20 protein-coding genes are annotated in these 26,103 nt (G+C 72.6%); 8 read left to right on the top strand and 12 right to left on the bottom strand.

Features of this window, described 5'->3' with window-relative positions:
- Positions 1–75 precede the first annotated feature (75 nt).
- Positions 76–828: a hypothetical protein gene (locus tag AB0H37_RS01045; protein ID WP_360610455.1), complete on the top strand. Its 753-nt coding sequence runs from the start codon at positions 76–78 to the stop codon at positions 826–828.
- A gap of 1 nt (position 829) precedes the next feature.
- Here AB0H37_RS01045 and AB0H37_RS01040 read toward each other — a convergent pair whose 3' ends face one another.
- Entirely contained in the window at positions 830–3,835 is a 3,006-nt protein-coding gene (locus AB0H37_RS01040) for an ATP-binding protein (RefSeq protein ID WP_360610452.1), read from the bottom strand.
- An 80-nt stretch (positions 3,836–3,915) separates the two neighbouring features.
- Complete coding sequence (locus tag AB0H37_RS01035; protein WP_360610450.1) at positions 3,916–4,608, bottom strand: phosphotransferase; 693 nt, start codon at positions 4,606–4,608, stop codon at positions 3,916–3,918.
- A gap of 176 nt (positions 4,609–4,784) precedes the next feature.
- Here AB0H37_RS01035 and AB0H37_RS01030 point away from each other — a divergent pair, with 176 nt between their 5' ends.
- On the top strand, positions 4,785–5,729 hold the full coding sequence (locus AB0H37_RS01030; protein WP_360610448.1) for a LysR family transcriptional regulator: 945 nt from the start codon (positions 4,785–4,787) through the stop codon (positions 5,727–5,729).
- A 19-nt stretch (positions 5,730–5,748) separates the two neighbouring features.
- Here the strand turns inward: AB0H37_RS01030 and AB0H37_RS01025 are convergent, their stop codons facing one another.
- Positions 5,749–6,147, bottom strand: a complete 399-nt coding sequence (locus AB0H37_RS01025; protein WP_360610446.1) for an ATP-binding protein — start codon at positions 6,145–6,147, stop codon at positions 5,749–5,751.
- Positions 6,148–6,288: 141 nt separating this feature from the next.
- Here AB0H37_RS01025 and AB0H37_RS01020 point away from each other — a divergent pair, with 141 nt between their 5' ends.
- Positions 6,289–7,098: a helix-turn-helix transcriptional regulator gene (locus AB0H37_RS01020; protein WP_329095724.1), complete on the top strand. Its 810-nt coding sequence runs from the start codon at positions 6,289–6,291 to the stop codon at positions 7,096–7,098.
- A complete protein-coding gene (locus AB0H37_RS01015; protein WP_329095726.1) occupies positions 7,089–7,277 on the top strand; it encodes a DUF397 domain-containing protein in 189 nt (62 codons plus the stop codon). The genes AB0H37_RS01020 and AB0H37_RS01015 overlap by 10 nt, the downstream gene beginning before the upstream one ends.
- Positions 7,278–7,293: 16 nt before the next feature.
- Here the strand turns inward: AB0H37_RS01015 and AB0H37_RS01010 are convergent, their stop codons facing one another.
- The 8 genes from AB0H37_RS01010 to glf form a co-directional block, all read right to left on the bottom strand.
- The gene (locus AB0H37_RS01010; protein WP_360610443.1) at positions 7,294–9,327 is read right to left on the bottom strand and encodes a hypothetical protein; all 2,034 of its coding nucleotides are present in this window, start codon (positions 9,325–9,327) and stop codon (positions 7,294–7,296) included.
- Positions 9,328–9,571: 244 nt separating this feature from the next.
- Positions 9,572–10,462: a class I SAM-dependent methyltransferase gene (locus AB0H37_RS01005; protein ID WP_179832295.1), complete on the bottom strand. Its 891-nt coding sequence runs from the start codon at positions 10,460–10,462 to the stop codon at positions 9,572–9,574.
- 119 nt (positions 10,463–10,581) lie between these two features.
- Entirely contained in the window at positions 10,582–11,679 is a 1,098-nt protein-coding gene (locus AB0H37_RS01000) for a class I SAM-dependent methyltransferase (RefSeq protein ID WP_360610440.1), read from the bottom strand.
- Positions 11,669–14,344: an HAD family hydrolase gene (locus AB0H37_RS00995; protein WP_329095734.1), complete on the bottom strand. Its 2,676-nt coding sequence runs from the start codon at positions 14,342–14,344 to the stop codon at positions 11,669–11,671. The genes AB0H37_RS01000 and AB0H37_RS00995 overlap by 11 nt, the downstream gene beginning before the upstream one ends.
- 63 nt (positions 14,345–14,407) lie before the next feature.
- Positions 14,408–15,238: an ABC transporter ATP-binding protein gene (locus AB0H37_RS00990; protein WP_360610438.1), complete on the bottom strand. Its 831-nt coding sequence runs from the start codon at positions 15,236–15,238 to the stop codon at positions 14,408–14,410.
- Positions 15,239–15,241: 3 nt separating this feature from the next.
- The gene (locus AB0H37_RS00985) at positions 15,242–16,111 is read right to left on the bottom strand and encodes an ABC transporter permease (protein ID WP_360610436.1); all 870 of its coding nucleotides are present in this window, start codon (positions 16,109–16,111) and stop codon (positions 15,242–15,244) included.
- Positions 16,108–18,153: a glycosyltransferase gene (locus AB0H37_RS00980; RefSeq protein ID WP_329095738.1), complete on the bottom strand. Its 2,046-nt coding sequence runs from the start codon at positions 18,151–18,153 to the stop codon at positions 16,108–16,110. Before AB0H37_RS00980 ends, AB0H37_RS00985 begins: the two co-directional genes overlap by 4 nt.
- A complete protein-coding gene (gene glf / locus AB0H37_RS00975; RefSeq protein ID WP_360610434.1) occupies positions 18,150–19,319 on the bottom strand; it encodes a UDP-galactopyranose mutase in 1,170 nt (389 codons plus the stop codon). The genes AB0H37_RS00980 and glf overlap by 4 nt, the downstream gene beginning before the upstream one ends.
- Positions 19,320–19,453: 134 nt before the next feature.
- Between glf and AB0H37_RS00970 the strand changes: the two genes are divergently transcribed.
- Genes AB0H37_RS00970 through AB0H37_RS00955 form a run of 4 tightly spaced genes read left to right on the top strand, consistent with a single transcriptional unit; the run spans position 19,454 to position 24,525 of the window.
- Positions 19,454–20,779, top strand: a complete 1,326-nt coding sequence (locus tag AB0H37_RS00970) for a hypothetical protein (RefSeq protein ID WP_329095741.1) — start codon at positions 19,454–19,456, stop codon at positions 20,777–20,779.
- Entirely contained in the window at positions 20,776–21,990 is a 1,215-nt protein-coding gene (locus AB0H37_RS00965; RefSeq protein WP_360610431.1) for a hypothetical protein, read from the top strand. Before AB0H37_RS00970 ends, AB0H37_RS00965 begins: the two co-directional genes overlap by 4 nt.
- Entirely contained in the window at positions 21,987–22,985 is a 999-nt protein-coding gene (locus tag AB0H37_RS00960) for a glycosyltransferase (protein WP_329095745.1), read from the top strand. The genes AB0H37_RS00965 and AB0H37_RS00960 overlap by 4 nt, the downstream gene beginning before the upstream one ends.
- Positions 22,969–24,525, top strand: a complete 1,557-nt coding sequence (locus tag AB0H37_RS00955; protein WP_360610429.1) for a glycosyltransferase family 39 protein — start codon at positions 22,969–22,971, stop codon at positions 24,523–24,525. The genes AB0H37_RS00960 and AB0H37_RS00955 overlap by 17 nt, the downstream gene beginning before the upstream one ends.
- On the opposite strand, the gene AB0H37_RS00950 is transcribed toward AB0H37_RS00955, so the two are convergent.
- On the bottom strand, positions 24,507–25,991 hold the full coding sequence (locus AB0H37_RS00950) for a family 43 glycosylhydrolase (RefSeq protein WP_360610427.1): 1,485 nt from the start codon (positions 25,989–25,991) through the stop codon (positions 24,507–24,509). The genes AB0H37_RS00955 and AB0H37_RS00950 overlap by 19 nt on opposite strands.
- Positions 25,992–26,103: the final 112 nt, after the last annotated feature.

Below are 26,103 nucleotides of genomic sequence, written 5' to 3'. Positions count from 1 at the left end.
TACCGCGCGCCGTACGGGAGTGCGCCTTACGGGAGCGGGCCGCCAGGTGGGAGCGGCGGGCCGGGCGGGGTGCCGGTGCCGTGGGAACCGGCGCCGCCGCCGTGGGCCGACCAGAGCCCCGTCCAGTGGGAGGCGCGGCCCGACCACACGCTGAACATGCCGCCCTCCGAGGAGCGCACGACGCACCTCTCCCCCGAGCCGTGGGCGGCCGACCCGTGGTCCGAGCCCGCGATCTGGCAGCCTCCGGCGCCGCCGAAGCGCAGCACGCTGCCCTACTTCCTGGGCGCGGCCGGGGTCGTCCTCCTGATCGGGGTGGCGCTGGGCATCGTGTTCTGGCCGAGCGGGTCGGGCTCGTCGCCGCCCGCGGCCTCCGGGCCGTCCACGGGGCAGAGCCCGAGCGTCGCGTCCGCGTCCGACAGCCCCGCCGCCGGCGGCGACCTCGACGCCCAGGCCGGAGCCGTGAACGATCTGCTGGAGGAGATGGGCGGGACCCGTTCCGACCTCGGCACCGTCGTCACCCAGGGCTGCCCGGTCGACGGCGTGCGGCGCGTCCTCGACGCGCGCCGCGGCCAGTTGGAGACGGCGCGGGGCCTGGACGTGAGCGCGCTCGACAACGGCTCGGAGATGAAGGCCGCGCTCGTCCGCGCCCTGGAGGCGTCGACGGAATCGAACCAGCGCTACCTGGACGGAGCGCCCGGCTGCCCGTCCGAGGGCGAGGTCGCCGACGTCAACCAGCGCGCCAGCTCCGCCAAGAGCGAGTTCATCGGCTACTGGAACCCCGTCGCCCAGCAGGCGGGCCTCCCCTCCCGCACCGAGAGCGACATCTGAGTCATTCGGCCTGCGGGTTGAGGAACGCGAGGCCCTTGGACGGGTCCTCGAACGGCGTGACGAAGCGGTCGTACCAGCTCAGGACGGGCTCCAGCCATCCGGTGACGCGCATCGTCCCGGCGACGTGCTCGATCTGGTCGTCCTCGTCGAATCCGATCGCGACGACGGCCAGGTCCCGGAAGAAGCCCGACTGGTCGTCGTCGCCGTAGAGGGCGGTCGCGGCGATGGGACGGTTGCGTTCCAGCTCCATGGACAGCGGGTGGCGGCGCAGGGCGCGGAGCCGGTGGCCGAGCTTCGCGTCCGGCGGCTGCTTGAGGCCGGGCAACGGGTAGTCCAGGGGCGGCGCGAGAGCGTGCTTGTCGGGCGCGTCGCCGCCGTAGGGAAAGAGCCTGTCGAGCTCGTGCAGCCACCTGACCTGGGGAACCACCCACTGCGGCCCGGGGGACGACGCCGGCGGGCCGCCGCCGAGCAGCCGCTGCGCGACCTCGGCGACGGCGGCGGTGAGGTCGGCCGGCGGGTAGGCGGTGCGCACCCCCCGCGACCGCCGGGACACCGCCCGTTCGAGGACGGTCGCCAGCGCGCACTCGCGGAGCCGGGCCGCGAGCCGCGACCAGGCACGCCCGAGTTCGGGCGGGACCGACGGGATCGGGCGGTTCGCCACATGCGCCAGGACGAGCGTGTCGGCCCACAGGCGCAGCCACGCCCAGTCGGCATGGCCGGCGATCAGGTCCGCCTCGCGCAGCTCGTACAGGGTGCAGGCGCGCCCCGACCGGCACTCGCATCCGCACGCCGCCGAGCGCCGTCCGTCCACGGGCGGGGGCGGGCCGGGCAGCTCCGCCTCGCGGCCCTCGCCCAGCGGCACCCGCACGCGCAGCGGACGGTCCATGCCGTCCGCGAACACGGCGGCGACGCCCGGACGCAGCGACACCACCTCGCGGGACTGGTCGACGTCCAAGTTCATCGCCGCGCCGACCTGGTGCCGGTCGTCGAACGCGGGCAGCCGGTGCACCACCTTCAGCGCGGTGTTCTTGATGACGTCCGGGACGAGCTTCGTCGGGATCTGCTCGGCGACGATGATGCCCTCGCCGTACGCGCGGATCTCGGCGAGCATCCCGGCGAACAGCTCGACGGCGTGGGAGCTGCCGCGCTCCGGCCCGCGGTTGCGCAGCAGCCGGTGCGCCTCCTCGATCACGATGACGTGCCGCAGCACCGATCCCGTGGCGCGGTCGCGCCTGCGCTCCCGCATCCGCAGGTGCTCGACGATGCGGATGATGAGCGTCCCCATGAGGAACGCCTTGTCCTCGTCGTTCGCGACGTCCTCGATGGCGAGCACGATGTTGTCGCGGAGCATCCCGCCGATGTCGGCCGGGTGGCCGCCCTCGAAGAACCGTCCGGCCGAGCCGATGCGCAGGGACCGCAGGCGCACGTCCACGAACCCCTGCACGTCGGCCATCAGCTCGCGCCCGTAGCCCACGTCCTGGATGACCTGGAGCGCCGCGTTCTGCAACTGCTCCAGCGTCGGCACCGCGGGCTCGATGAGCGACCCGGGCACGCCCCCGCCCGTCACCACGTCCCACCCGTTGTTCTCGTAGACGCGCTGCAGCGCCTGCGCCATGATCTGCGGGAACGGCTCCTCGGCGTCGAACGCGGCCTGGAACAGCGCCCGCACCATGTCGATGTGCGCCTGGACGGGGTAGCCCGGCTCCGGCGCGAGCGGGTTCACCGACAGCGGCACCGCGTCCGGGTCCGAGGGGTTGACGACCGTGACCGGCCCGCCGAGGTCCTGGATGCGGCCCGCCATCGCCGCGTACTCCGACTTCGCCGGCTCGATCGCCAGCCACGGCACGCCCGCCCGGGTGAGCTGCTCCAGCAGATGCCGGACGGTCTGCGACTTCCCCGCCCCGGTCGCGCCCGTGACGAACACGTGCCGGTTGATCGTCGAGCGGGGCACGGTGAACCGCCCGACCTCGCGGTCCTGGCCGTCCAGGATGGCGCCCAGCTCGATCTGCGCCTCGCCGCTCGCCGGGGCGGTCTCGGACGTCACGTCGAAGTACCCGGCGTCCAGCACCCGCAGCCCGGGGACCTCCCGCCGCGGCAGCCCCGCCAGCGCCGCCAGCGCCCCGGCCGTCGCCGTGAACGGGAACCGCTGCTCCGCCTCGCCCATCGGCCGCGCCGGCGCGGGCGCCGTCCCCGGGCCCAGCATCTCGGCGAAAGACCCGCTCCCCTGCCCCGACCTCAACCGGTACGGATGGTGGCCCAGCTCCATGGACCCGACCAGCACGGGCGCGATCTGCCCCAGCTCCGCCTGCGACGCGGCGCCGGCGACCACCCGGACCTGCCAGAGTCCGGCCTCGCGGAACGCGTCCAGCTCGGCGAGCCGCCGATCGGCCCGCGCGACCGCGAGCCGCGCATGCTCGTCCTCGCCCCGCCGCAACATCCGCAACTCGTGGTGCAGCTCGCGCATCTCGACGTCGATCAGCCGCTCGTCGCACGGATCGGCCACCACGAACCACCCGAACGGCCGCTCCATCAACGTGACGAGCGTCGCCTCGAACAGCCCGGGCCCGCCGACGGCCCCGGACCCCTGCGGCGCGAGCCGTCCCGGACACCGCGTCCACGCCATCCGCTCGGCCTGCCGCTGCCAACCGTCCCCGATCGGCACGCCCCGCGCACCGCTGGGAAACAGCAGGCCATGCGTCTCCGCCCCGCTCTCGGGCGTCCCGATCGGCCCCGCGTTCGTGATCAACTCCAGCGGCGCCCCGCCGCCCGCCGACAGCCACCCGACGACGAACGGCCTCCCCAGCCGCGCCGCCGACAACGCCGCGGGGAGCACGCTCACGAAGTCCCACTCAGCGGACGACTCCCGCTGCGGCACCGGAATCGCCTGGATCCGGTACCAGGGCCCCGGCAGCACGAAGGACGTCCCCTGCACGGCGGCCGGCGGCCCACCGGCTCCCCACCCGAGGGGCGGCCTGCCAGCACCAGACGAACCAGGGGGCGTAGTCATCCCCGCATCCTTTCCCGCCCCCGCCCCCCGCGCCAATGCCCCTCCAGGAAGAACCCGCCCTCCCCTTTTCGCCCCTCACGTCACCGGCTGCTTCGCAGGCCGTGATCAATGGCACCGGCGTGTCCCTTCAGCCAGGCGATCTCGTGGTGCAGCCAGGAGCCGGGGGCGGTGATCCGTCCGGCACGCTGGTGCATGCCGAGCTCGTCCTCGACCCGGGCGACGATGAGCGCGCCAAAGCCCCGCCGACGCTCGTCCTCAAGCCCGTACACGTCGAGAAAGGTACGCAAAAGGACCACCTGCTGCTCGAAAGGCCCGGCGGCATCGGCGCCGAACAACCACAACCAGGCGGCGTAGGCGAGGTCACGCGTACGGGGCCCGGGCGCGGCCTGGTCGAAGTCGAAGGCGGAGGCGGGCAGACCATCGACGAAGGTGACGTTCAGCGGGGAGAAGTCGTTGTGGCACACGGTCTCCCGACCGCCCGCGATCGCCGCGCCCGCACTCGCGTCGTGCAACCGGCGCAGCAGCCGCGCCGCGGCACTGATCTGGGCAGGCGCCCAGTCCCGAGCGCGGAACTCCGTCCGGGTCTCACCCTCCTGGAAGCTGAGGACCTCCCGCCCCTGACCATCGGTCCCGAGCAGTCTCGGCGCGGCGTCGCACCCCACCGCCTCGAAATGCCGCAGCAGCCGATGCACGAACGGCGAGTGCGCCCCCACCGGCCGCCGCACCGTCTCACCGACCCGGACGACCCCCTCGGTGATCCGCCCCCCGCTCAACGGAATCTCCTCCTCTTCGACACGGCCGGTGTGGGGGAACGGGCGCGGTTCGCTGGACGGGGCCACCTAAACTCCTCCTGGTTGTCGCATCGCCACTCGGTACCGTCATCAGACCCGAAACAGACCCGCAACGGCCAACAACCGACACGCGAACGCACGACAACCAGGAGTTGTTGATGGAGCTGGACCTCGGTGCCGTCCGAGCCTTCCTCGCCGTCGTCGACGACGGGCGCTTCACCGAGGCCGCCGACCGCTTGGACATGACCCAGCAGGCGGTCTCCAAGCGGATCGCCAAGCTCGAAGCGGCCCTCGGCGTCCCGCTCCTGCACCGCTCCCGCGCCGGCGCCAGGCCGACCGAGGACGGCGCGGCCTTCCTCCCGCAGGCCCGAGCGTTGATCAGCCTCGCCGACCAGGCCACCGCGATGCTGCGCGCCCGCCGCCGCGCCCTGCGCATCGACGTGCTCGGCCACAACTCGGCCCCCATCGACCTGGTCCGCTCCTTCTACGAGATGGGCGACGCCGAGGTCGACATCGTCGTCTCGCGCGGCACCGGCTCACGCTGGACGGCCCTCACCGACGGCTCGATCGACGCCGCCTTCGGCCGGGTCACCACCCCTCTCCCACCAGGGATCAAACGCGTCCCAGCCGCTTTGGAACCCATCCCCATCCTGGTCGGCCACCGGCACCGCCTAGCGAGACACCGCAACGTGCCGATGAACGAACTCTCAGGCCTGACGGCCTGGATGCCCGGCAACACGCCCGAAAGCGAGTGGGCGGACTACTACCGCCACCTCAGCGCAGAGTTCGGCATCCAGATCGACACCTCGGGCCCGGTCTTCGGCCGCGACCACATCATGGAAAAGGTCGGCGCCTCCCCCGACCTCATCACCTTCGGCAACAAGACCCAGTTCCCCGGCCACCCGGACGTCATCCAGATCGCCGTGACCGCCCCCACCCCGGCCTACCCCTGGTCCCTCATGTGGCACGACGCGAACCGCCACCCGCACCTCCCCCACTTCATCGCCCACGTAGAACACCGCTACCGCCCCCACACCCAATGGCTTCCCGCCCCCGACCGCCCCCACTTCCCGGATGGCAAGCGAAGGGGCGGACGGGGATAGGCCGCCCCTTCGCCGGTCTTCATGAGGTGTTGAGGACTGCGAAGACGACCTTGCCGGCGTTGCCGGCCAGGGGGCGGACGCCCCAGCAGCGTGCGAACTGGTCGACGATGAACAGTCCCCGGCCTGTCTCGCTGGTGGCGTCCGCGCGCTGGATGCGCGGCAGATCGCAGGTCGCGTCCTGGATTTCCATCCACAGCGCGCCGTCGTCGGTGCGTCCGATCCGGAACGTCACGTCGTCGTCGGACGCGGACGCGTGGCGGAGAGCGTTGGTGACCAGTTCGCTCGCCACCAGGCACGGCACAAAATCGTCCATTTCCCACTGACCGGTGACCAGCCGAACGAACCGCCGCACCTCGGCGACGACCGCGAGGTCGTTCTTCACCACAATCTCGTTCTTGTGCCGCGCCGCCTCGCTCATGACCTTCTCCTCACTCTGTGTGGCGAACACCACACAATTAGCAAGGTTTCTCGGTATGGTGTTGTTGCCAAATCATCTTGGTGACGACTGGAAACGGGAAGGCCGTCCTGGTGAGGTACCAGGGAAAGGAAACTTCGGCTCATGCCTCCACGACGTCAACGCCCCAAGGAGTCCCCCGCGCTGATCGCGTTCGGTGGCCAGCTACGCCGGATGCGTGAGGCAAAGGAGATCACGCAACAGTCCATTGCTGATCACATGAACATCAGCAAGGCGCAGGTGAGCCGCATCGAGAACGGCACCAGGCGAGCCACTCGGGACTTCGTTGACGCAGTTGATCGTCTCCTCAAGGCTGACGGCGCGCTGATCAAACTCTGGCTGGACCTCAACAGAAACGGCCACCCCGTACCGATCTGGTTCGACTGGCCCGAAGTCGAGTCCGAAGCGGCCATGCTCGTCTGCTGGGAGCACTCCTTGATTCCGGGCTTGGCACAGACCCAGACCTACGCGTTGGCGATACTGCACGACAACAAGGACGCCGCCGAGGCCCGCATCAGCCGCCAGGCGATCATCACCAGGGAGGGAGAGACCCCCGCTCCCACCCTTGTACTCCTAATCGATGAACAAGCCCTCTATCGACCGGTCGGCACGGCTGAGACGATGCGAGAACAGCTTGAGCACCTCATAGAGATCAGCATGTTGCCCAACGTCACGATTCAAGTAGTGTTGACAAGCGGCGAGCATGATGGCAACACAGGCGCATTCGTGGTCGCGACGATGGACGATCGAAGCGAGGTCGCGTATGTCGAGACAGCCATACGTGCCATCACCACCGACGACCCCACAGACCTTTCCGCGCTAGCACGAACGCTTGTCGCGCTTCGCTCGCGCACGCTCACCGAAGACATGTCCCGCGAGCTAATCAGGAAGGTGGCTCAGGAAAAATGGACCTGACGGACATCAAGTGGCGCAAGAGCAGCTACAGCGCTTCCAACGGCGGCAACTGCGTCGAGCTGGCGGGCGCGGCCGACGGGGTGGCGGTGCGGGACAGCAAGGACCCGGACGGTCCCGTCCTCCTGCTGACCCGCACGGCCCTGCGCACCGCAGTGAACTCCACCCCCACAACCCGCTGACCCACCCCGACTTCCGTCAGGGGGTGGGCGGGGGGTTGGCTTTGTGGCGGCCGTTGGGTTTCAGGGGTGGGACCTTGCGGGGTTGGCGGGGGGTGGTGCCTCTGGGGAGGGCGTGGCGGGCCTTGGGGAGGCGCGCTGCAGCAGGGGGTTCGGGGGGCTTTGGGGGCTCGGGTGGATCGGCCTCGGGCTGTTCTGGAGTCTGCTGCTGTTCGCGGAGGTACTCCTCGAACTCCATCGAGTGGGCGGTCGGCAGCGTGATGATGCCCGGATTCGCGTCCACCAGGAGGGTGCGGCGGCCCGTCGCGCCCGAGTGGGTGAAGACCATGGCGGTCGGCGGGAGCTCCTGGAGTTGCGGGGGCTCGACGAGGAGTTCGCGGAAGCGCTGCTTGTCGGGGCGCAGCCGGGCGACCGTACGGCCCCAGGCGGTCGCGGAGCTGATGCCCTCCACGAGAACGGAGTCGTCGGCGGCGGGGGCGGGCAGCGGCGACCAGACCGGATCCGTGAGGCCGTCGCCGCGCGGGCGGGCGTAGGCGACCGTGCTGGCGTAGGTCTCGCCGGCGACGTCGAACAGCGTCTCGGCCGCCGAGTCGGTGATCTCGGCGACGAGCAGCGGCTGCCCGGCGCCGATGTGCTCGGCGGCGACGCGGGCGTCCTCGGGGTTGCCGAGGCGCATGAACCCGACGGCGGCGTGGCCGCGGCGGCCGAGGCGCTCGCGGACGTGGCCGGGGATCGACCGGTACATGAGGACGAGGCCGGTCCCGGTGGCCTCGCAGGCGTCGATGAGGCGGTCCAGGACGTCCCCGCGCAGCTTCTCGGCCCCGCACAGGAAGAGCGTGTGGTCCCAGCGGCCGCCGGGCGGGGCCTCCCGGATCCGGTGCGTGAGGGCGGTCGTCACGTAGGTGCCGAGGATGCGGTTGGTGAGGACCCCGGCGCGCCGGTCCATCGACACCACGTGGAGGCGCGAGGGCGGCAGCCGGACGGGCTCGGTGGCGAGCTTCTCCAGCTTGCGGAGCTGCGCCTCCAGCGCCCACGCGCGGCGGACGACGATGCGGTCGGTGGCGTCGCGGCCGAAGAGCGTCGCGATGCGCTCGTGCTGCTCGTCGGTGAGCAGGCCCTTGCGCAGGTCGTCGCGGGGGTCGCCGACCTGGGCGAGGACGCGCAGGGCGGCGGTGATCCTGGGGATCGTGGTGTCCGGGCCGAGGACCTCGATGAGGCGTTCCAGGATCGAGTTGTCGAAGGACAGGTCGCGAGTGCCGCCCTCCTCCTCGCCCGCGCTGACGACCAGGGACAGCACGTCGGCGAGCGCCTCGGGGGTCAGGCCGCGGGTGGCGTCCAGGCGCGGCAGGTCGGCGGGCAGGACCCAGACGAGCGGGTCGTCGCCGCGGTTCGCCGCTAGCCGGAGGAGGTCGTGCGCGACCGCCCCTTCGGACAGGTCGATGACCGTCAGCCGCGCGCCCACCGCCAGCCTGGCCGCGCCCATCGTCGTGACGGCCGCGGACCACCCGGCGAGCGTCCCGCCCACGACGTCCATCCGGTCGACTCCGGGCGGGACGGCCACCGGGTACCACTCGCGCTGGCTCTCGTACGCCGACTGGCGGCGCTCCCACTCCGCCCGCTCCCTGGCGTAGGCCTCGTCGGCCTTCCTGCGGGCCCGCTCGCGTGCGGCCCGCTCGCGCGCCTCCGCGTCCCGCTCGTGGGCGATCCGCTCGCGGACGCCCCGCTCGTCCCGCCACAGCGCGCCGCCGGTGATGGCGAGGACGACAACGCACGCCAGCAATGCCACCGCGGCGAACGCCCACGGGATCACCCCGGCGGCGCCGCACAGGAGGAACAGCCCGACGAACACCAGCGTGCCGGCGAAGGCGATGCGCAGCGGCCTTCCTGCCATGTCCTCGCCGGGCCGCCGCGCGGGCGGCGGCAGCGGCGGCCGCGCAGGCTCCTCAGGCCGGTCGGGGGGCGGCCCCGGGTCGGGGTGCACCTGCGCGTAGCGCCAGCCCACGTAGACGCGGTCGGCCTGTGTGAGCCGCGCCATCGCGGACCCGCTCGCCATGTCCGTCACGTCGAGAGACCCCTGGGAGTCGCGGGAATGTGGGGAACGCCTGGGGGTGGCCGGTTCGGTTGCTTACGGTCGGTTTCCTACACAGCACAGGGTAAAGAGCTTCCCGCGTTCCCGCGCCACGTTCAATGGAACAGCCCCGGAGACGACCCGTCTCGCTCGTCAAATCGGTCACCAGGTCAGCCCGTGGGAAAGATCGGACACGCCGCCGCGCACGGATGGCCGCATCCGGCCACGGTCAGCCGGCGGGGGGCGCCTTCACCGGCAGGAACGCCTCCAGCTCCATCATGGAATGCGGGTACTTCCACTCCACACCGTCGAACGGGACGTACATGCCCTCCGGCGTGTCGGCCAGGAAGTAGTTCCCGTTCCACTGGTTGGGCTGGGTCACCGGCGAGCCCTGGGGGTACCGGGAGCCCAGCGCCTCGTACTTCACGTCGACGCCGAACATGGCGTAGACGGCCGCGTCCACGAAGTTGAAGTAACCGATCTCGCCGCGCAGGTGGGTGTCCTGGAGCGCGACGCCGTGGATCCGGTCGCGGGCGAAGTACAGGGAGCTCAGGTCCTTGACGACCTGGTTGAAGTCGTGCGCCCCGTCGTGGTGGATCAGCGCACGGGTACCCGACTCCGCGCGCAGTACCTTCGCGACGTAGGTGGGCAGGTCCCCATGGAACATGCGGACGCGCATCGTGGCGCGCGGGAAGGTGCGGCGCACGCGCTCCCGGGCGAACTGGAGGAACACCGAGTTGGCGTCGACGAGATCGAGCTCCAGCCCCATCGGCTCGACGCAGCCGGCGAGCACGGAGGAGGACCCGCCCATGAACACGCCGACGTCGACGAGCCGGGTCAGCGTGCCGTGCTCGCGCTCGACGCAGCTGAACACGTCGTAGTAGTGCTGGGCACTGCACTGGTCCTCGTAGGCGAGGTCGACCTCCTTGGACCGGGACGCGATGCGGTCGAAGACCGAGTTGCGCCCCTGGAACAGCGTGAGATCGGCGTGGTGCCCGCTCAGAATGGGGATGCCGAGCATCTCGTGCAGGTTCTCGGCGTCCTCCAGGGCGGGGTCAGGTTCGAGGAACGTCCCCCACGTCCCCTCGTGCATCGCCACGCTCGCGACGTAGTCCGTCATCGTCAGCTCCTTCGCCTGAATATGTCGCACGTCTGGAGACGTCCACTTCGGGTGCGCGGCCCCATGGCCTGCAGGTCACCACATCGAGCGCGGTCAGCCCGGCCGGCACCGTGCCGCGGTCATCGCGCCCGGCCCGGGGGCGTCCTGCGCAGGCGGGCGGAGAGCGCTCGCCCGAGATGCGACATCGCCTCGCCCAGTTCGGGGTCCGATGCCGCGCGGGTCACGGCCCGGCCGGGGTCCTCTATGTGCGCCTGCGCCTCCCGGCGCCGTGCCGCCAGCTCCGTTCTGGAGCGGTCGAGTTCGGAGGTCAGGCGGGCGATCTCCTGCTGCTGGGCGTTGACGGTCTCGGTCAGCCGGGTGGCGTCCTCGGTGCGGGCCGTCGCCTCGTACTGGAGTTGCAGGACGCGGGTGTAGAGGGCAATGCGGTTGTTCTCCAGGGCGGCGAGCAGGTGCGAGGACGTGTAGGGGCGCAGGGCCTCGAAGAGGGTGTCCGTGCCGGGGGCGGACGTCCTGGCGAGGACGCCGAAGCCGAAGACGGCGGGGACGATCTCGAAGCGCCAGCCGGGGGTCGCGTCCAGCGCGTCCTCGACGGCCGTGAGGACGCCGTTGCGCGGTCCGCCCGCACGCTCGGCCACGGTGTAGGCGCCGTCGCCGACGAACCCGGCCGGGGTGAGCTCGTCGTGCCACACCGTCGGGCCGTCGGTCGTGGCCGGGTGCGCGTCCTGCGGCGCGAGCGGCGACGGCTGGTAGTAGAAGTCGCGGCGCCCGCAGGGCCACAGCACGTCGTGCAGGACGACCACGGCGTCCGGGGCGTTCGCCATGATCCAGGCGAGCTCGTCGCGGACGACCGCGTGGTTGTGGTCGCCGTCCAGGATGTAGAGGTCCGCCACCGGCAGGTCGGGCAGGACGGCGGGGGACAGCCCCTCCACGAGGTTCAGGCGGGGGTCGCCGTCCAGGACGGCGCGCAACTCCTCGGCGGGCGCCGGCTCGACGCAGTGGACAGTCGCGCCGAGGTCGGCGTACAACGCGCTGACCTGCCCCGACTCCACGCCGACCTCGACGACGACACCGACGTCGCGGCAGCGGAAGACCGTCTCGAACAGCTCGCGGAACACCGCCATCGAGTGCAGCAGCAAAGGCTGCTCGCGGGCGGCGCGGGCCTGCTCGTGCGGATCGTCCGGGGACCCGGTCACGGCCGCCCCGAAGTCACGTGTCACCGAGCTTCCTCCTGGCCACTCGTCCGGCTCCGGCGGCGATGCCCCGGACGCCGGCGGTCCGGTACTCCGCGCGGAAGCGTTCGGTGAGCCGCGCGGCGCGGGCGGCCCGCTCGGCCCTCCGGTCCACCGGCATGCGCGGCGCCATGCCGGTCGACGACTGGGGCAGCATCGCGAAAGCGATCGTGATCTGCCCGGACGACACCGCCGGCACCCCGGCGCGGCGGGCCAGCGGGAGCCATACGGCCGCGTAGGAGGTGTCGAACTCCATCAGGTTGCCGCCGAGGTAGCGGCAGTCGGCGTAGTGCAGGCCGACGAAGTCCTCCGGCTTGTCCCAGCGCAGCACCTGCTCGCGGCGCCGCCCGCCCGCGATGACCCTGGCCTCGATCCAGTCGACCCGCACGATCGCGGGACGGCCGGGGATCGCGAGCGAGATGTCGACCGTGTCGTGGTGCTCGAACGACAGCCGGGAGAACGACAGGCCGTTGTGGTTGATCCGGACGCGGCGCCGGATGGGCTCGTGCCACCGGTCGTCGGCCGTCCGGAACCGCAGCCGCGTCTCGTGCTTCTCGCCGGACGGGTCGAACGCCTCCGCGTCGATGGCGCCGTCGGCGACGGCCCTCGCCATGGCGCCGAGCCCGGTGTCGGACGCGGCGATCAGCGCGGGCCAGAACGAGTCGCGCATGTCCAGGTCGCCGAGGTCTCCCGGCGACAGGTACGGGACGGCCGCCTTGAGGTCGGCGGGCAGCAGCGTGGTGACCAGGGACGAGCCGAAGTTGTCCTCGTGGGTCCAGTTCCCGAAGACGGCGGCCTCGTCGGGGGTGGGCGACTCCAGCGCGGCCACCAGGATGCGCGCGAGCCGGTTCCGCGCCGCCGGCGGGCGGGCGAGGTCCGGCCAGGCACCGCCGGAGGCGGCGACGTACCTGTTCCACATGTGCTGGAACGCCAGGACGCCGTCCTGCACGGTCCGGCGCTCGGCGTTCTGGGACGGCGAGTCGGCCGTCTGGCCGAGGACCGGCGCGCCGTCCTCGGTGTAGCCGATGAGGGAGCCGCACAGCGCGTTGACGCACTGCTCCACGATCTCGGGGCTGCGGGTGACGGTCGCGGCGACGTGCGCCGGGTACCCGGTCTGCGCCAGGTAGCCCTCGGCGCGCAGGCCGGCCATGAAGACCCGCTCGGCCCTGCCGTCGGTGGCCAGGTACAGCCCGGCCGGCCTGACGTCGATGCGGGCGATCTCCAGGCCGCGGGCGAGCTGGCGCTGGATCGTGCCGCCCCAGCCGAGGTCGACGAGCGTCAGTTCGCCCGCCGCGAGGGCGTCGTCGCCGAGGGCGCCCGCGTCCCGCAGCGACTTGATCATGCGTTCGCGGGCGGCCGTGACGGTCACCGCGAGCCGGTTGCACAGGTGCGGCGTCTCGGTCAGCGCGCGGGCGACCCGTTCGGCGATGTCGCCGTTGTCGATGACGGTGTCCAGCTCGGTCGCGAGGCCCGGGACGTCGCCGGGCTGCAGCTCCAGGACCGACAGCGCCTGCCGGACGGTCAGCCGGTACCCGGTGCGGACGAAGGCGTGCACCGCGGCGGTGTCGTGGGGGTCGAGCCCGGCGAGCGAGGTCGTGAACCGCGACAGCCACACCGGGGCGGCGCGCACGTCCCAGCCGCGCGCCTCGGCCGCCTCGTTGATCAGCCGGGACAGCAGCTCGCCCTCGCGCATCGGGCACCACAGCCGGCGGGTGCCGGTCTCGTGCGCCCGCCATGCCGCCCATTCGGCGAAGCCGGTCAGCACCGGGCCGAGGACGCCCGCGCCGTAGCGCCACGCGACGTCCAGCGCGGAGGTGGTGAACGGGACGCCGGAGTGCACCGCCTTGGCGCGCAGGCTGGTGAGGCCGAAGTCGCCGTGCCGGTCGTCCAGGTCGGGGGCGTGGTCGCCGAACGGCCGGACGGGTTCCTTCTCGCGTCCCAGCACGTCGAGGTAGGGGTCGTCGAGCCTGCGGTAGTGCACGGTGCGGATGCCGAGCTTGCGGGGCACCTCGTGGTCGGCGATCTCGTGGTCGCCGACGTGCACGATCTGCTCCGGGCCGCGGCCGAGATCGCGCAGCACGATCTCCCAGAGGCCGGACGCCTTGCCGGTGCCGTGCTGGTTCGAGCGGAAGACGCGCACGCCGTCCAGCGGCCCGAGTTCCGGCCGGTCGAGGAGCCGGGAGAGCTGGTCCTCGGTGAAGTAGGTGTCGGACACCAGGACGACCTGGAGGTCCTGCTCGCGCGCGGCCCTGACGACCTCCGCGACGTCCAGGTCCACGACGGTCAGCTCGCGCTCCAGCCGGATCTCGGCCTCGACCAGCTCCTCCAGGGGTGCGGCACCGAAGATCCCGTCCGGCATCGCGCGCCAGATGTCGAAGAGCGAGACCTCCGTGCCGAGGGCGTCGCGGCCGCGGCGGGCGGCGTCCTCCGCGGCGATCCGCATACGGCGCAGCGTCGCGTCCGTCACCCAGGGCGGGCAGAGGCCCGCGTCCCGCATCCGGGACGCGAGCAGCCCGAACACGTCGGTGGGACGGGGCACCCGGCGCCACAGCACCGTGTCGAAGATGTCCAGGGACAGGACGGCGCACGCCCGGTCGGCTATGACGCGGTGGACGTCGTCGAGCACCGGGCTGCCGGACTCCTGCTTGGTCAACGCCGCACCTCTCCCCTCGTCCTGCACCGGCGTGCGCGGCCCCCGGCCGCGGCTCGGGACACCCTATCCACCGAGATCTCCGTTTCCCCCGGAAACTCCCGGTGCGGCGGTCGCGCCGGCCGCCCTCCCGGCCTGCGAGGCGGCGCGGCGGGCGGCGCGGTCCTCGCGGACCAGCCGGCCGGCCTCCTCCGTCGGCCCGTCGAAGATCACCCGGCCCTGCCGCATGGTGACGCCGCGGTCGCAGAGCCCGACGAGCATCCTGATGTCGTGCGCGACGACGACCATGGTCCGGCCCTCGCCGCGCAGCTCGCGGATGCGGTCCAGGCATTTCTCCCGGAACGGCGGGTCGCCGACGGCCAGCACCTCGTCGATGAGGAAGACGTCCGGCTCGGTGTGCGCCGCGATCGAGAAGGCGAGCCGCATGAACATGCCGGAGGAGTAGAACTTCACCTGGTCGTCCAGGAAGCGCTCGACGCCGGAGAACTCGACGATCGCGTCGAACTTGCGCGCGATCTCGGCCTGCGGCATGCCGAGGATCGCGCCGTTGAGGAAGACGTTCTCGCGGCCCGTCAGCTCGGGATGCAGGCCGGCGCCCACGTCGATCAGCCCGGCGACGCGGCCCCGGACGAGGACCGACCCGGTGTCGGGGCGCATCACCCCGGAGATCAGCTTGAGCAGGGTGCTCTTGCCGGACCCGTTCAGCCCCATGAGCGCGACGGTCTCGCCCTGGCCGATGGTGAGGCTGACCTCGTCCAGGGCCCGGAACCGGTCCGACAGGCGCTGCCCGCGGAACGCGCGGACGCTCATCTCCTTGATCGAACGGGCGTGCCGCAGCGTGAAGTTCTTCGTGACGCGGTCGATGACGATCGACGGGGCCGGGTGCGCGGTGTTCAACGGCTACATCTCCTGCGCGAAGCGCGCCTGCATGCGGGAGAACGCCGCGTGCCCCGCGATGAACACCAGCACGCTGACGGCCAGGGAGATGCCGGCGTGGGCGTAGAGGTGGGGCGGGAACGCGAAGTCGCCGCGGGTCCCGGGGAGCCAGAAGGCCCGCTGGAACAGGGAGACGGCGCTGACGAGCGGGTTGGCGAGGTAGAGGTCCAGCACCCACGCGGGCGCGTGCGTCCGGACGTGGGTCCAGGGATAGATCATCGGCACCGACCAGGTGATGACGATCATGGAGATGTCCACCACCTGCTCCAGGTCGCGGAAGAACACGTTCACGGCCGCGCAGAGCAGCCCGAGCCCGAAGCCGAGGACGATGATGATCGCGAACCCGTACACGGCCGCGCCGAGCTCCACGGGGGACGGCCGCCATCCCGAGGCGACGGCCCCGCCCAGCAGGATCATCATCCCGGGCAGGAAGTGGACGAGCGAGACCAGTACCGACGCGGTCGGGAACAGCTCGCGCGGCAGGAACACCTTGCGGACGAGCGCGGCGTTGCCCGTCACCGAGCGGGTCGCCGAGTGCAGCGTCTCGGTGAACAGGTTGATCAGGACCATGCCCGCGAACAGGTAGACCGGGAAGTCCTCGACCCGGTCGTCCATGCCGAGGAAGACGCCGATGACGTAGAAGTAGACGGCGAAGTGCACGGCCGGCCGCACATAGGACCAGCCGAGGCCGAGCAGCGAGCCCTTGTAGCGGGCCCTGAGCTCGCGGCGCACCAGCAGCCGCAGCAGGTACTTCTCCCGGAAGGTCCGCCGCAGGCCGCCGTCGCCTCCCGGCGCCCGCAGCCCCTCGTCGGCGCGGACCGGCGCGAGGGTCATCCGGGCCCGCCCGCGGCGGGGCCGCCGGCGTCCCCGCCGCCCGCGGCGTCGAACGTCGCCCGCCAGGCCTCGGCGGAGGCGATCTCGGTCATCGCGGCCCGGTAGCGGCGGCTGAGCTCCGGCCACTCGCGGCCGAGCCGGGCGTGCAGCAGCGACGTGCGCCGCAGCAGCGTCCGGAAACGCTCCGGATCGCGCTGGTACCAGGCCACCCTGGTGCCGTCGGCGGAGGAGACGAGCGCGCTGTCGACCTGCGACAGCAGGCTCCAGTGCCGGTCGATGTGCGGGATGACGGCCTGCGGGTTGCCGCGCGATCCGGGTTCGACCGGACGGAGCTGCCTGACGGTGCCGAGCATCGCGCTCGCGAGCACGTTCACCGTGCCGCGCGGCGGCTTGAACCCGCGCCCGCGCTTCGGCGGCTTGGCGCGCCGGACCTGCGGGAACTCCTCGTGGCTGGCGCGGTTGCGGGCGTCGGGGAAGTCGGCGCGGAACGCGAGGATCTCGGGCAGCTTCGAACCGATGCCCGCGTGCATGTGCTCGGGCCCGCTCAGCACGTCCTCGATCGCCGACAGCATCAGCTCGGCGGTGGAGTACTGCATGGCCAGCGCGTGCTTCACCGAGATGATGAAGCTCTCCTTGAGCAGGTTGCCGCCGCGCTCGTACGGCGAGTGCATGAGGGCGGTGACCAGGCGGTTGCGCTCGTGGAAGTACGCCTGCCAGTCGATGCCGTCGTCCTTGTCCTGCCAGGGGACGTGCCAGGCGGCCATGCCCGGCAGCGTCACGGTCGGGAAGCCCGCCTCGCCGGCGCGGACGCAGTACTCGGCGTCGTCCCACTTGATGAACATCGGCATGGACAGCCCGACCTTGCGGACGACGTCGGTGGGGATGAGGCACATCCACCAGCCGTTGTAGTCGACGTCCACGCGGCGGTGCAGCCACTTCGTCTTCAGCAGGCTGCCGGAGCTGGTCCGCGCGCGGGGGCTCGGGTCCGGGGGCTTGGCGAAGTCGTGCTCGCGCTTGGTGTGCGGGGCCTCCTCCCACCACCAGCGGTACCGTCCGATGGTCTCGCCGTAGGCGTGCAACTGCGAGCGGACGAACAGGTTGAACATGTGGCCGCCGACGATCGTCGGGGTCCGGGCGAAGTCCGCGAACGCGACGGCGCGCAGGACGCCCTCGGTCTCGGTGACGACGTCGTCGTCCAGGAGCAGGACGTAGTCGCTGGTCCCGGCCTTGAGGGTCTCGTCCATCGCGCGGGAGAAGCCGCCGGAGCCGCCGAGGTTGCCCTGCTCGACGACGTGCAGCTTCGGTCCGAGCAGGGTCGCGGCGCGTTCGAAGCCCTCGTCGTCGCGGACGCGCTGCGTCCCCTGGTCGACGACGTAGACGGCGTCCACCACCTCCAGCGCCTCGGGTGCGCCGCCGAGCGCGACGAGCTGGTCGACGCAGAAGCCGGGGCGGTTGAACGTGGTGATGCCCAGGCTGACCCGCCCCTGCCGGACGGGCCCGGTGGCGCTCGTCTCGGCGCACCAGTCGGCCCGCTCCAGGACGGCGTTGCCCTCCCCGGCGAGCACGTCCATCCAGTACCAGCCGCCGTCGATGAACGGGTCCAGCGTCAACCGGAACGTCTCCTCGCGGGAGGTCTCGGAGTCGACGCGAACGGAGTCGACGCGCTGGACGTGGCCCTTCGCACTGGACCGGTAGACGATGACCGTGGCCTGGCCGCTCACCCGGACCCGGAGCACGACCTCCTCCACCGACGTCCAGCGACGCCAGTAGCTGGCCGGGAAGGCGTTGAAGTAGGTCGCGAACGAGACCCGGCGCCCGACCGGCACGACGACGCTGCGCCTGCCGGCGCCCTCGGCCCCGTCCGCCGGGGTCCCGGCCTCGGCGGCCCTCTCGGCGGCGAGGGCCTCGGCTCCGCGGGCGATCTCGCCCTCGACGTACAGCTTGAGGACGTCCAGGTCGCGGTCGACCGGCATCACGACGCGCTGCAGGACCCGCAGCCCGGCGGCGCCGGACTGCTCGGACGCCCCGGCGTGTTCGGTCACTCGTCCATACCTCCGCTAGTGAGACGCGAGCCCTCGCCGAAATGGGGACGCAGTCGGTTGTCGACCATGGTGAGCGCGCTGGCGATGGCCATGTGCATGTCGAGGTACTTGTAGGTGCCGAGCCGCCCGCCGAAGAGCACGCCGTCCTCGCGCCTGGCCAGCTCGCGGTAGGCGAGCAGCCTGGCCCGGTCGGCGGCGGTGTTGACGGGATAGTACGGCTCGTCGCCGCGTGCGGCGGCCCGCGAGTACTCCCGCATGATGACCGTCCGGTCGGACGGGTAGCCCGCACGCTCGGGGTGGAAGTGCCGGAACTCGTGGATCCGGGTGTAGGGGACGTCCTCGTCGGCGTAGTTCATCACCGGGGTGCCCTGGAAGTCGCCGGTCGGCACGACCTCCGTCTCGAAGTCCAGCGTCCGCCAGCCGAGGTCGCCCTCGGCGTAGTCGAAGTAGCGGTCCAGCGGGCCGGTGTAGACGACGGGCACGTTGCCGACGAGGTCGTCCCGCAGGTCGAAGAAGTCGGTGTTCAGCCGGACCTCGATGCCCGGGTGGTCGGCCATCCGCTCCAGCCAGGCGGTGTAGCCGTCGACCGGGAGCCCTTCGCGCGTGTCGTCGAAGTACCGGTTGTCGAAGGTGTAGCGCACCGGAAGCCGGGTGATGATCTCCGCGGGCAGGTCGCGGGGGTCGGTCCGCCACTGCTTGGCGGTGTAGCCGCGGATGAACGCCTCGTACAGCGGGCGTCCGATCAGCGAGATCGCCTGCTCCTCCAGGTTGGCCGGGCGGCGGATCTCGGCGGCCTGCTCGGCGATCAGCGCGCGCGCCTCGTCGGGGGTGAAGACCCGGCCGAAGTACTCACAGATCGTGCCGAGGTTGATCGGCATCGAGTAGACCCGGCCCTTGTAGGTGGAGAACACGCGGTGCCGGTAGCCGGTGAAGGCGGTGAACCGGTTCGCGTACTCCCACACCCGCTCGTTGGAGGTGTGGAAAAGGTGCGCGCCGTAGCGGTGCACCTCGATGCCCGTCTCCGGCTCCGCCTCGCTGTAGGCGTTGCCGCCGATGTGGTCGCGGCGGTCGAGCACGAGCACGCGCAGGCCGAGCCCGGCCGCGCATCGTTCGGCGACCGTGAGACCGAAGAACCCGGCACCGGCCACCACGAGATCAACGTTCACTGGACGGCGTCCATCCGACTCGTGCGGGGGCGGGGACCTGGCCGCACGGGGGCGCCGGCCGGATCCCTATGTACGGAATGCGGCTAAGATACCCGGGGTTCGTTCGGTACCGGCGCAGGAAGCCAAGGATCGCGGTGGCCCCACCCACTCCCGGCAGTGCGGCGCACAGTGCGCGCCCTGCGATCTTCCTGCACGTCGGGGCCGCCAAGAGCGGCACGACGTTCCTCCAGCACGTGCTGTGGCACAACCGCGACCGGCTGCGCGAGCACGGCGTCCTCTACCCGGGCCGGGACCAGGCCGCGCACGTCCGCGCCGCGTTCGACCTGCGGCGGACGTTCTTCCGCGAGGCGTCCGACCCGGCCACGCGGGGCGCGTGGCACGACCTCGTCGCCGAGGCCCGCGACTGGCCCGGCACCGTGATCATCTCGCAGGAGCTGTTCGCGCCCGCCCGGCCGCGGTGGATCCGCCAGGCCATGGCCGACCTCGATTTCGCCGACGTTCACGTGGTCTTCACCGTGCGCGACCTCGGCCGGCAGATCCCGGCGCACTGGCAGGAGGACGTCAAGAACCGCTTCACGACCTCGTTCACCGAGTTCGTGACGTCGCTGCGGCGGCAGGACTGGCGCGCCTACGAGAGCGCGCGGCTGTTCTGGGGCCTCCAGGATCCGGTCGCGGTGCTCGGCCGCTGGGGCGAGGACCTGCCGCCCGAGCGGGTCCACGTCGTCACCCTCCCCCGGCCCGGCGCACCCCGCGACCTGCTCTGGCGGCGTTTCTGCGCGGCCACCGGCCTCGCCCCGGACGACTACGACCTGTCCCGGACGTTCGCGAACCCGTCGCTCGGGCTGAGCGAGACGCAGTTCCTGGTGCGCCTCAACGAGACACTCGGCGACCGTGTCGGCTGGCACGCCTACAACGAGGACGTCAAGCTCTTCCTCGCGCAGCAGGTGCTGGCCGGACGCCCGTATCCGGTCAGGATCGAACTGCCCCGCGAGCATGTTCCGTGGGCCACCGAACGGGCCGTCGAGACCGTCGAGGCGCTGCGCGCTGCGGGCTACGACGTGGTGGGCGACCTGTACGAGCTGATGCCCTCGGCCGCGTCCGGCGCCGCGCTCGGGACCGCGCCCGCGCCGCCGCCCGACGAGGCCCGCTGGGCGGAGATGGCGGACGTGGGCGTCGACGCGGTCGCGGCGCTGCTGCTGCGCGTCCAGGAGGGCCGGGAGCGGACCGAGGCGGTGCCCGGCGCCGGCCTCCCCGTCCGCGACCAGATCGACATGCTGCGCGCGGGATCGGCCGACCTGCTCGACACGACGGACCGGCTCGTCCAGGAGGCCGCTCCGTTCGTCGAGCGGGCCAAACGCACGGCGCGGGAGCGCTACCCGGCGGCGCTCCGGCTGCGCGGCGCCTATCGCAGGATCCAGGGCGGGACGGAACGGCCCGACGCCGAGACGAGAACGAGGTGAGCGCCCGTATGGGGGACCCCGGTAAGTCCGTCTATCTGCATGTCGGGGCGCCGACGGCCGAGGCGGCCTTCCTGCACCGAGCGCTGTGGAGCAACCGGCGGCGGCTGGGCGACGCCGGTGTCTGCCTCCCGGTCACCGGTCCGCAGGAGCACTTCGCGGCCGTGATGGACCTGCGCGAGATGAGCTGGGGCGGCCACCGGGACCCGGCCTGGGAGGGCGCGTGGGACCGCGTCGTGCGGCGCGCCCGCGACTGGGACGGCCCCACGGTCGTCTTCTCCCAGCCGCTGCTGGGCGGAGCGACCGAACAGCAGGTCAAGCGGGCCGTCTCGGCGCTGGAGCCGGCCGAGGTGCACGTGGTCCTCGCCACCCGCGACCTGGGCTGGCAGCTGATCCTCGACTGGCAGGAGCAGATCCGGCACGCGCACACCATCACGTTCGAGCGCTTCGTCGACGATCTCGTCGCGCTCGGCATCGACGCGCCGGAGCCCTACGGGGAGATGTTCTGGGGCCTGCACGACCCGGTGCGGGTGCTGCGGGCCTGGGGTTCGGCGGTGCCGCGGGAACGCGTCCACGTCCTGACGCTGCCGCCGCCAGGCGGTCGCGCCGACGTGATGTGGGACAGGTTCCGGACCCTGGTCGGCATCGAGGACGGGGTGTGCGACCTCGGCGGCATCCCCGGGGACGAGCCGCTCTCGGCGATCGAGGCGGAGCTGCTCCGCCGCCTGAACGAGAGGATGGGCCCCGCACTGGGCGGCGACTACGAGCGCCTGGTCCAGGAGCACCTCGTCGGGCACGGAGGATCGACCCGGCTCACCGGCGGGACGGCCGACACGGCCCGCACCCGGATGGGGTTGCCCGCCCGGCACGCCGACTGGGCGGCACGCCGGACCCGGGAGCTGGCCGGGTCGCTGCGCTCCTCCGGCTACGACGTGGCCGGCGACCTGGACGAGCTGACCACGTCCCGGGCCCCGGAGGCCGCGATGCTTCCCGGCGACGTCCCGGAGGAGCTGATCGCGACCGCGTCCGTCGGGGTGGTGGCGCACCTGCTGGAGGAGCTGTCGCTGGCGCGCGAACGCGTCGGACTCGCCCACCTGCACAGCGAGATGACGGGCGTGAAGGAGAACCTGGAGCGGCTCATGGAGACCGCCTCCTCGCCGTCGCCGGCCTTGCAGCGCGCCGCGCGCCGGGCCGCGGGGAGGCGCAACCCGTGAACGGGGGGCCGCGGGGCCGCGGCGGACCGTCCGTCACCGCGGTCGTCGTCACCTACAACCGGCGCGACCTTCTCGACGAGGCCCTGACCGCGCTCGGCGCCCAGACGCGCCCCCCGGACCGGATCATCGTGGTCGACAACGCGTCCGCCGACGGCACCGCCGCGATGGTCGCCGAGCGGTTCCCCGACGCGGACCTGCTCGCCCTGCCCCGCAACATCGGTGGCGCCGGCGGGTTCGGCGCGGGCATGGCCCGGGGGATGGGCGGCGGCGCCGACCTGCTCTGGCTGCTGGACGACGACACCGTGCCCGAGCCGGAGGCCCTCCAGGCCCTGCTGGACGCACGTCGGAAGGCCGCTGCCGGGGAGGACGGGCCGCCCGTGCTCGTGGCGAGCCGGGTCGTCTGGACCGACGGCCGGGACCACCCGATGAACACCCCCCGCCCCAAGCCGCGGGCGACGGCCGCCGAGTCGCGGCTCGCGCGCGCGGCGGACTGCGTGCCGATCCGGTCCGCGTCCTTCGTGTCCGCGCTGGTGGACGCGACGGCGGTGCGCGAGCGCGGGCTGCCGGTCGCCGACTACTTCCTCTGGAACGACGACTTCGAGTTCACGACGCGGCTCCTGCGCGGGCGCCGCGGGCTGCTCTGCCCCGGGAGCGTCGTGGTGCACAAGACCAGGGAGTTCGGCGGGACGGACGCGGACCCGGGCGACCGCTTCTTCTACGAGGTGCGCAACAAGATCTGGCTGTTCACCGGGAGCCGCGGGCTCGCACCGCCGGAACGCGCGCTCTACGCGGGGTCGACGGCGCGGCGCTGGGCCCGCACGTTCGCCGGCTCCTCCGACCGCGCGGTGCTACGCCGAGCGCTGGTCCGCGGCGTCAGGGACGGCCTGTTCACCCGCCCGAGGCCGACCGCCGCGATCCTGCGGGAGACCGGGGTCCTGCGGGAGACCGAAGTCGAGGTGCCTCCCGACGGCCGCGGTCATGGTCGCGACGGCTGACCGGCCGCGGAACGACACCGCGCACGGCAGGCGCCGGCTCACGGGGCCGGCGTCCCCGCTCGCCTGCGCCGCGCTGACCCTCGCCGTGGCGCTCGTCGGCATCCGCACCCCGTCGCTGTGGCTGGACGAGGCCGCCACGATCAGCATGACGACGCGGTCCTACGGCGACATGCTCCGCGTCTTCCCCCACCTGGACCTCGTGCACGCCCTCTACTACATCCTCATGAAGCCGTGGGTGGCGGTGTTCGGGACGGGCGCGCTCGCGTTGCGGCTGCCCAGCGCGCTCGCCATGGCGGCGGCCGCCGCGGGCCTCGCCGTCATCGGCCGGCGTTGCCTCGGGCCGCCGGCCGGGCTCGCGGCCGGACTGGCGTGGGCCGCCGGTCCGCAGACGAGCCGGTGGGCGCAGGAGGCGCGCTCCTACGCCCTGACAGCGGCGGTCGCGGTGCTCGCCACCTACCTGCTCGTGCGGGCCCTCGACAGGGACGAGGGGCGCCGGTGGCGGTGGTTCGCGGGCTACGCCCCCGCGGTCGCGGTGCTGGGGTTCCTGCATCTGGACGGAGCCCTGCTGCTCGCGGCGCACGGCGTGACACTTCTGCTGACCCGTCCCAAGGCCGGGGTGTGGCTGCGCTGGCTGGCGTCCGCGGCGGCGGCCACGGCCCCGCTCGTGGTGCTGGCGCTCGCGGCGCAGGATCAGAAACGCCAGGTGAAGTGGCTTCCCCGGCCGTCATGGGACGTCGCGTGGGCGCAACTCCAGTTCCTGACCGGGGATCGCGCGCTCGTCGCGCCGGTCGTGGCGCTCGCGTTGCTCGGCGCGGTGGCGAGCGTCCTGGGTCGCGCCTCGATCCCGCATCGCACGGCCTCCCTGCCCGCCGTCGCGCTCCCCTGGGCGCTCGTGCCGACCGTGCTGCTGCTCCTCGCCTCCAGCGTGACGGACCCGGTCTTCTACTACCGGTACACGACCTACTGCCTTCCCGCGGTCGCGCTGCTCGTCGGCGCCGGCCTGGCCGCGCCGTTCACCGTCGTCCGCCACCCGCCCGCTCGTGCCGGGCTGGCCGTTCGCGCCGTACTGGTGGCCGCCGCGGCGGCGGTACTCGCCGCACCGTCCCTCCGGGCCCACGACTACATCCGCCACCAGGACAGCCGTCCCGACGACATGCGCGCGGCCGCCGACGTCGTCCGCGCCCGGGCCCGGCCCGGGGACGCCATCGTCTACCTCGCGGGGAGCGCCCGGTGGAGCGCCGCCACCTATCCCGACGCCTTCGGACGGTTGCTCGACGCCGGCGTGAGCACGGACCCGGTGGCGGCCGCCAACCTCAAGGGCCGTGACCTGCTCCCTCGCGAACTGCCGTCGAGGCTCGCCCGGACGGACCGGGTGTGGGTGATGAACCACCGGTCCCTCGACCCGCACGGCCCGATCATCGAGCGGCGGGAGCGGGCGGTGCAGTCCGCCGGGCCCTGGCGGAAGGCCGGGACGTGGACCTACCGGGGCGGCTGGCTCGTCCTGTTCGAGCGTACGGGCCCCTACCGCAGTTCCAGGTAGTCGACCTGCCCCTGACCGTCCAGGCGGCGCAGGCCGATCGTGTTCCAGCCCGCCGCCAGCTCCACCGTCGCCGTGACTGAGGGCCAGTCGGCGCCCGTCGTGGCGCGCAGCCGCACGGACGTCGCGGCATAGCCGTTCACCGACATCTCCAGGTCGGAGTCGCGCCCGGAGCGGTTGGCGTACCGGGTGATGACCGAGTAGCTCCCGGCGGTGGGCGCGAACACGGGCACCTCGACGCGGCAGTCGTCGCGCGCGAAGGGGCCGACCGCCGATCCGCCGGACGCGTTGGGCCGCCCCAGCGCCGAGACGCAGCCGTTCAGCCGCCCCCGCTCAGCCTCGTACCGGACGGGGACGCCCCGGACCGCGGGCCGTGCGCCGTCCCAGCCGAGGCGGGCGACGTACATGCCGCGGGTCACCTTGGAGCCGCCGCGGTAGTCGAGGATGCCGTGGAAGACGAGGTAGTCGCCGGTGTCGTCGCCGAACACGTCCGCGCTGCCCGGCCCTTCGACCTTCCCGCCGTACAGGCCGGTGGACTGGACGGGGCCGCCCTTGGCGTACGGCCCCTCGATCGACGAGGCCACCGCGTAGCGCGTCTGGTAGTTCGACTTGAAGTACCAGCCCGCCGAGTACAGCAGCACGTACTTCCCGCCGCGCCGGACCAGGTCGGGCGCCTCCACCAGGACGGGCTCGTCCGCCGCGCGCCCCATGATCTGCTTCGCCGGGCCGGCCGGGCGCAGCCCGTCCGGGCTCAGCCTGATGAGGTGGATCGCGGCCGACTTCTGGTCGTCGGTCTTGTAGAGCAGGTAGCGAGCGCCGTCCTGCTCGATGTAGGAGGCGGGGTCGATCGCGCCGCCGAGGTCCAGCGGGCAGATCAGCGGCTCGCCCTCCTGCGGGACGAACGGACCCGCCGGCGAGGACGAGGTCGCGACCCCGATGCACTGCTCGTCGCCGTCCTTGCGGCGCGCGGAGAAGTACAGCACGTACGTGCCCGACGCCTCGCGCGGCGGGACGACCTCGGGTGCCCAGGTCCAGCCTCCGGCGGCCCATGCCGGGAGCCGGGCCAGGCCGTCGCCGGGCGCCACCTTCCAGGGCCCGGTCGGCGACGGGGCCGTCGCGACGGGCATCGTCGCGTCCGCGTTGTTGGTGCCGTAGGCGAAGTACGTCCCCGCCACCTTGATCACGGTGGGATCGGCGAAGGAGCCGTCGATCACCGGTTCGGCGGGCGAGTAGCCGGGCGGGTCGATCGCCGCCGGAGAGCCCGCCGGGCTCGGCGGCGGCGCGCCCGCGGACGCGCCTGGGCCGGTCCGGCCGGGACCGGTCGAAGGGCGGGCGCCCGCCCCGTCGGACTGCGGGGCCACCGTCACGGCCAGCCACACGACCAGCGCGACCAGGGCGCTGATCGCGGCCCCCGCGACCAGCGGCAGCAGCGGCGCGAGCGCCCGCGGGTCGCGGTTGGTCCACCTCATGGCACCCCGCATCATGCCAACAACCGAGGCGGGACGGCCAACGGGCGCCGCCTGCGCGACCGGCGTCCGGATCGTTACGCTTGCCCGGCGATCTCATCATGGAGGGGACACG

Origin of the sequence: Actinomadura sp. NPDC023710, assembly GCF_040639875.1 — a bacterium.
In the GTDB taxonomy this organism is placed as follows: Bacteria; Actinomycetota; Actinomycetes; order Streptosporangiales; family Streptosporangiaceae; genus Spirillospora; species Spirillospora citrea.
The sequence above is the reverse complement of the archived record's forward strand: the minus strand, read 5'-3'. Positions and strand labels throughout refer to the sequence as shown.

Excerpts from the sequence above, each read along its gene's own strand:
- AB0H37_RS01025 (WP_360610446.1), bottom strand. The coding sequence starts at position 6,147 with ATGAGCGAGGCGGCGCGGCACAAGAACGAGATTGTGGTGAAGAACGAC.
- AB0H37_RS01010 (WP_360610443.1), bottom strand. The coding sequence starts at position 9,327 with ATGGCGAGCGGGTCCGCGATGGCGCGGCTCACACAGGCCGACCGCGTC.
- AB0H37_RS01020 (WP_329095724.1), top strand. The coding sequence starts at position 6,289 with ATGCCTCCACGACGTCAACGCCCCAAGGAGTCCCCCGCGCTGATCGCG.
- AB0H37_RS01015 (WP_329095726.1), top strand. The coding sequence starts at position 7,089 with ATGGACCTGACGGACATCAAGTGGCGCAAGAGCAGCTACAGCGCTTCC.
- AB0H37_RS01040 (WP_360610452.1), bottom strand. The coding sequence starts at position 3,835 with ATGACTACGCCCCCTGGTTCGTCTGGTGCTGGCAGGCCGCCCCTCGGG.
- AB0H37_RS01005 (WP_179832295.1), bottom strand. The coding sequence starts at position 10,462 with ATGACGGACTACGTCGCGAGCGTGGCGATGCACGAGGGGACGTGGGGG.
- AB0H37_RS00950 (WP_360610427.1), bottom strand. The coding sequence starts at position 25,991 with ATGAGGTGGACCAACCGCGACCCGCGGGCGCTCGCGCCGCTGCTGCCG.
- AB0H37_RS00985 (WP_360610436.1), bottom strand. The coding sequence starts at position 16,111 with ATGACCCTCGCGCCGGTCCGCGCCGACGAGGGGCTGCGGGCGCCGGGA.
- AB0H37_RS01030 (WP_360610448.1), top strand. The coding sequence starts at position 4,785 with ATGGAGCTGGACCTCGGTGCCGTCCGAGCCTTCCTCGCCGTCGTCGAC.
- AB0H37_RS00955 (WP_360610429.1), top strand. The coding sequence starts at position 22,969 with ATGGTCGCGACGGCTGACCGGCCGCGGAACGACACCGCGCACGGCAGG.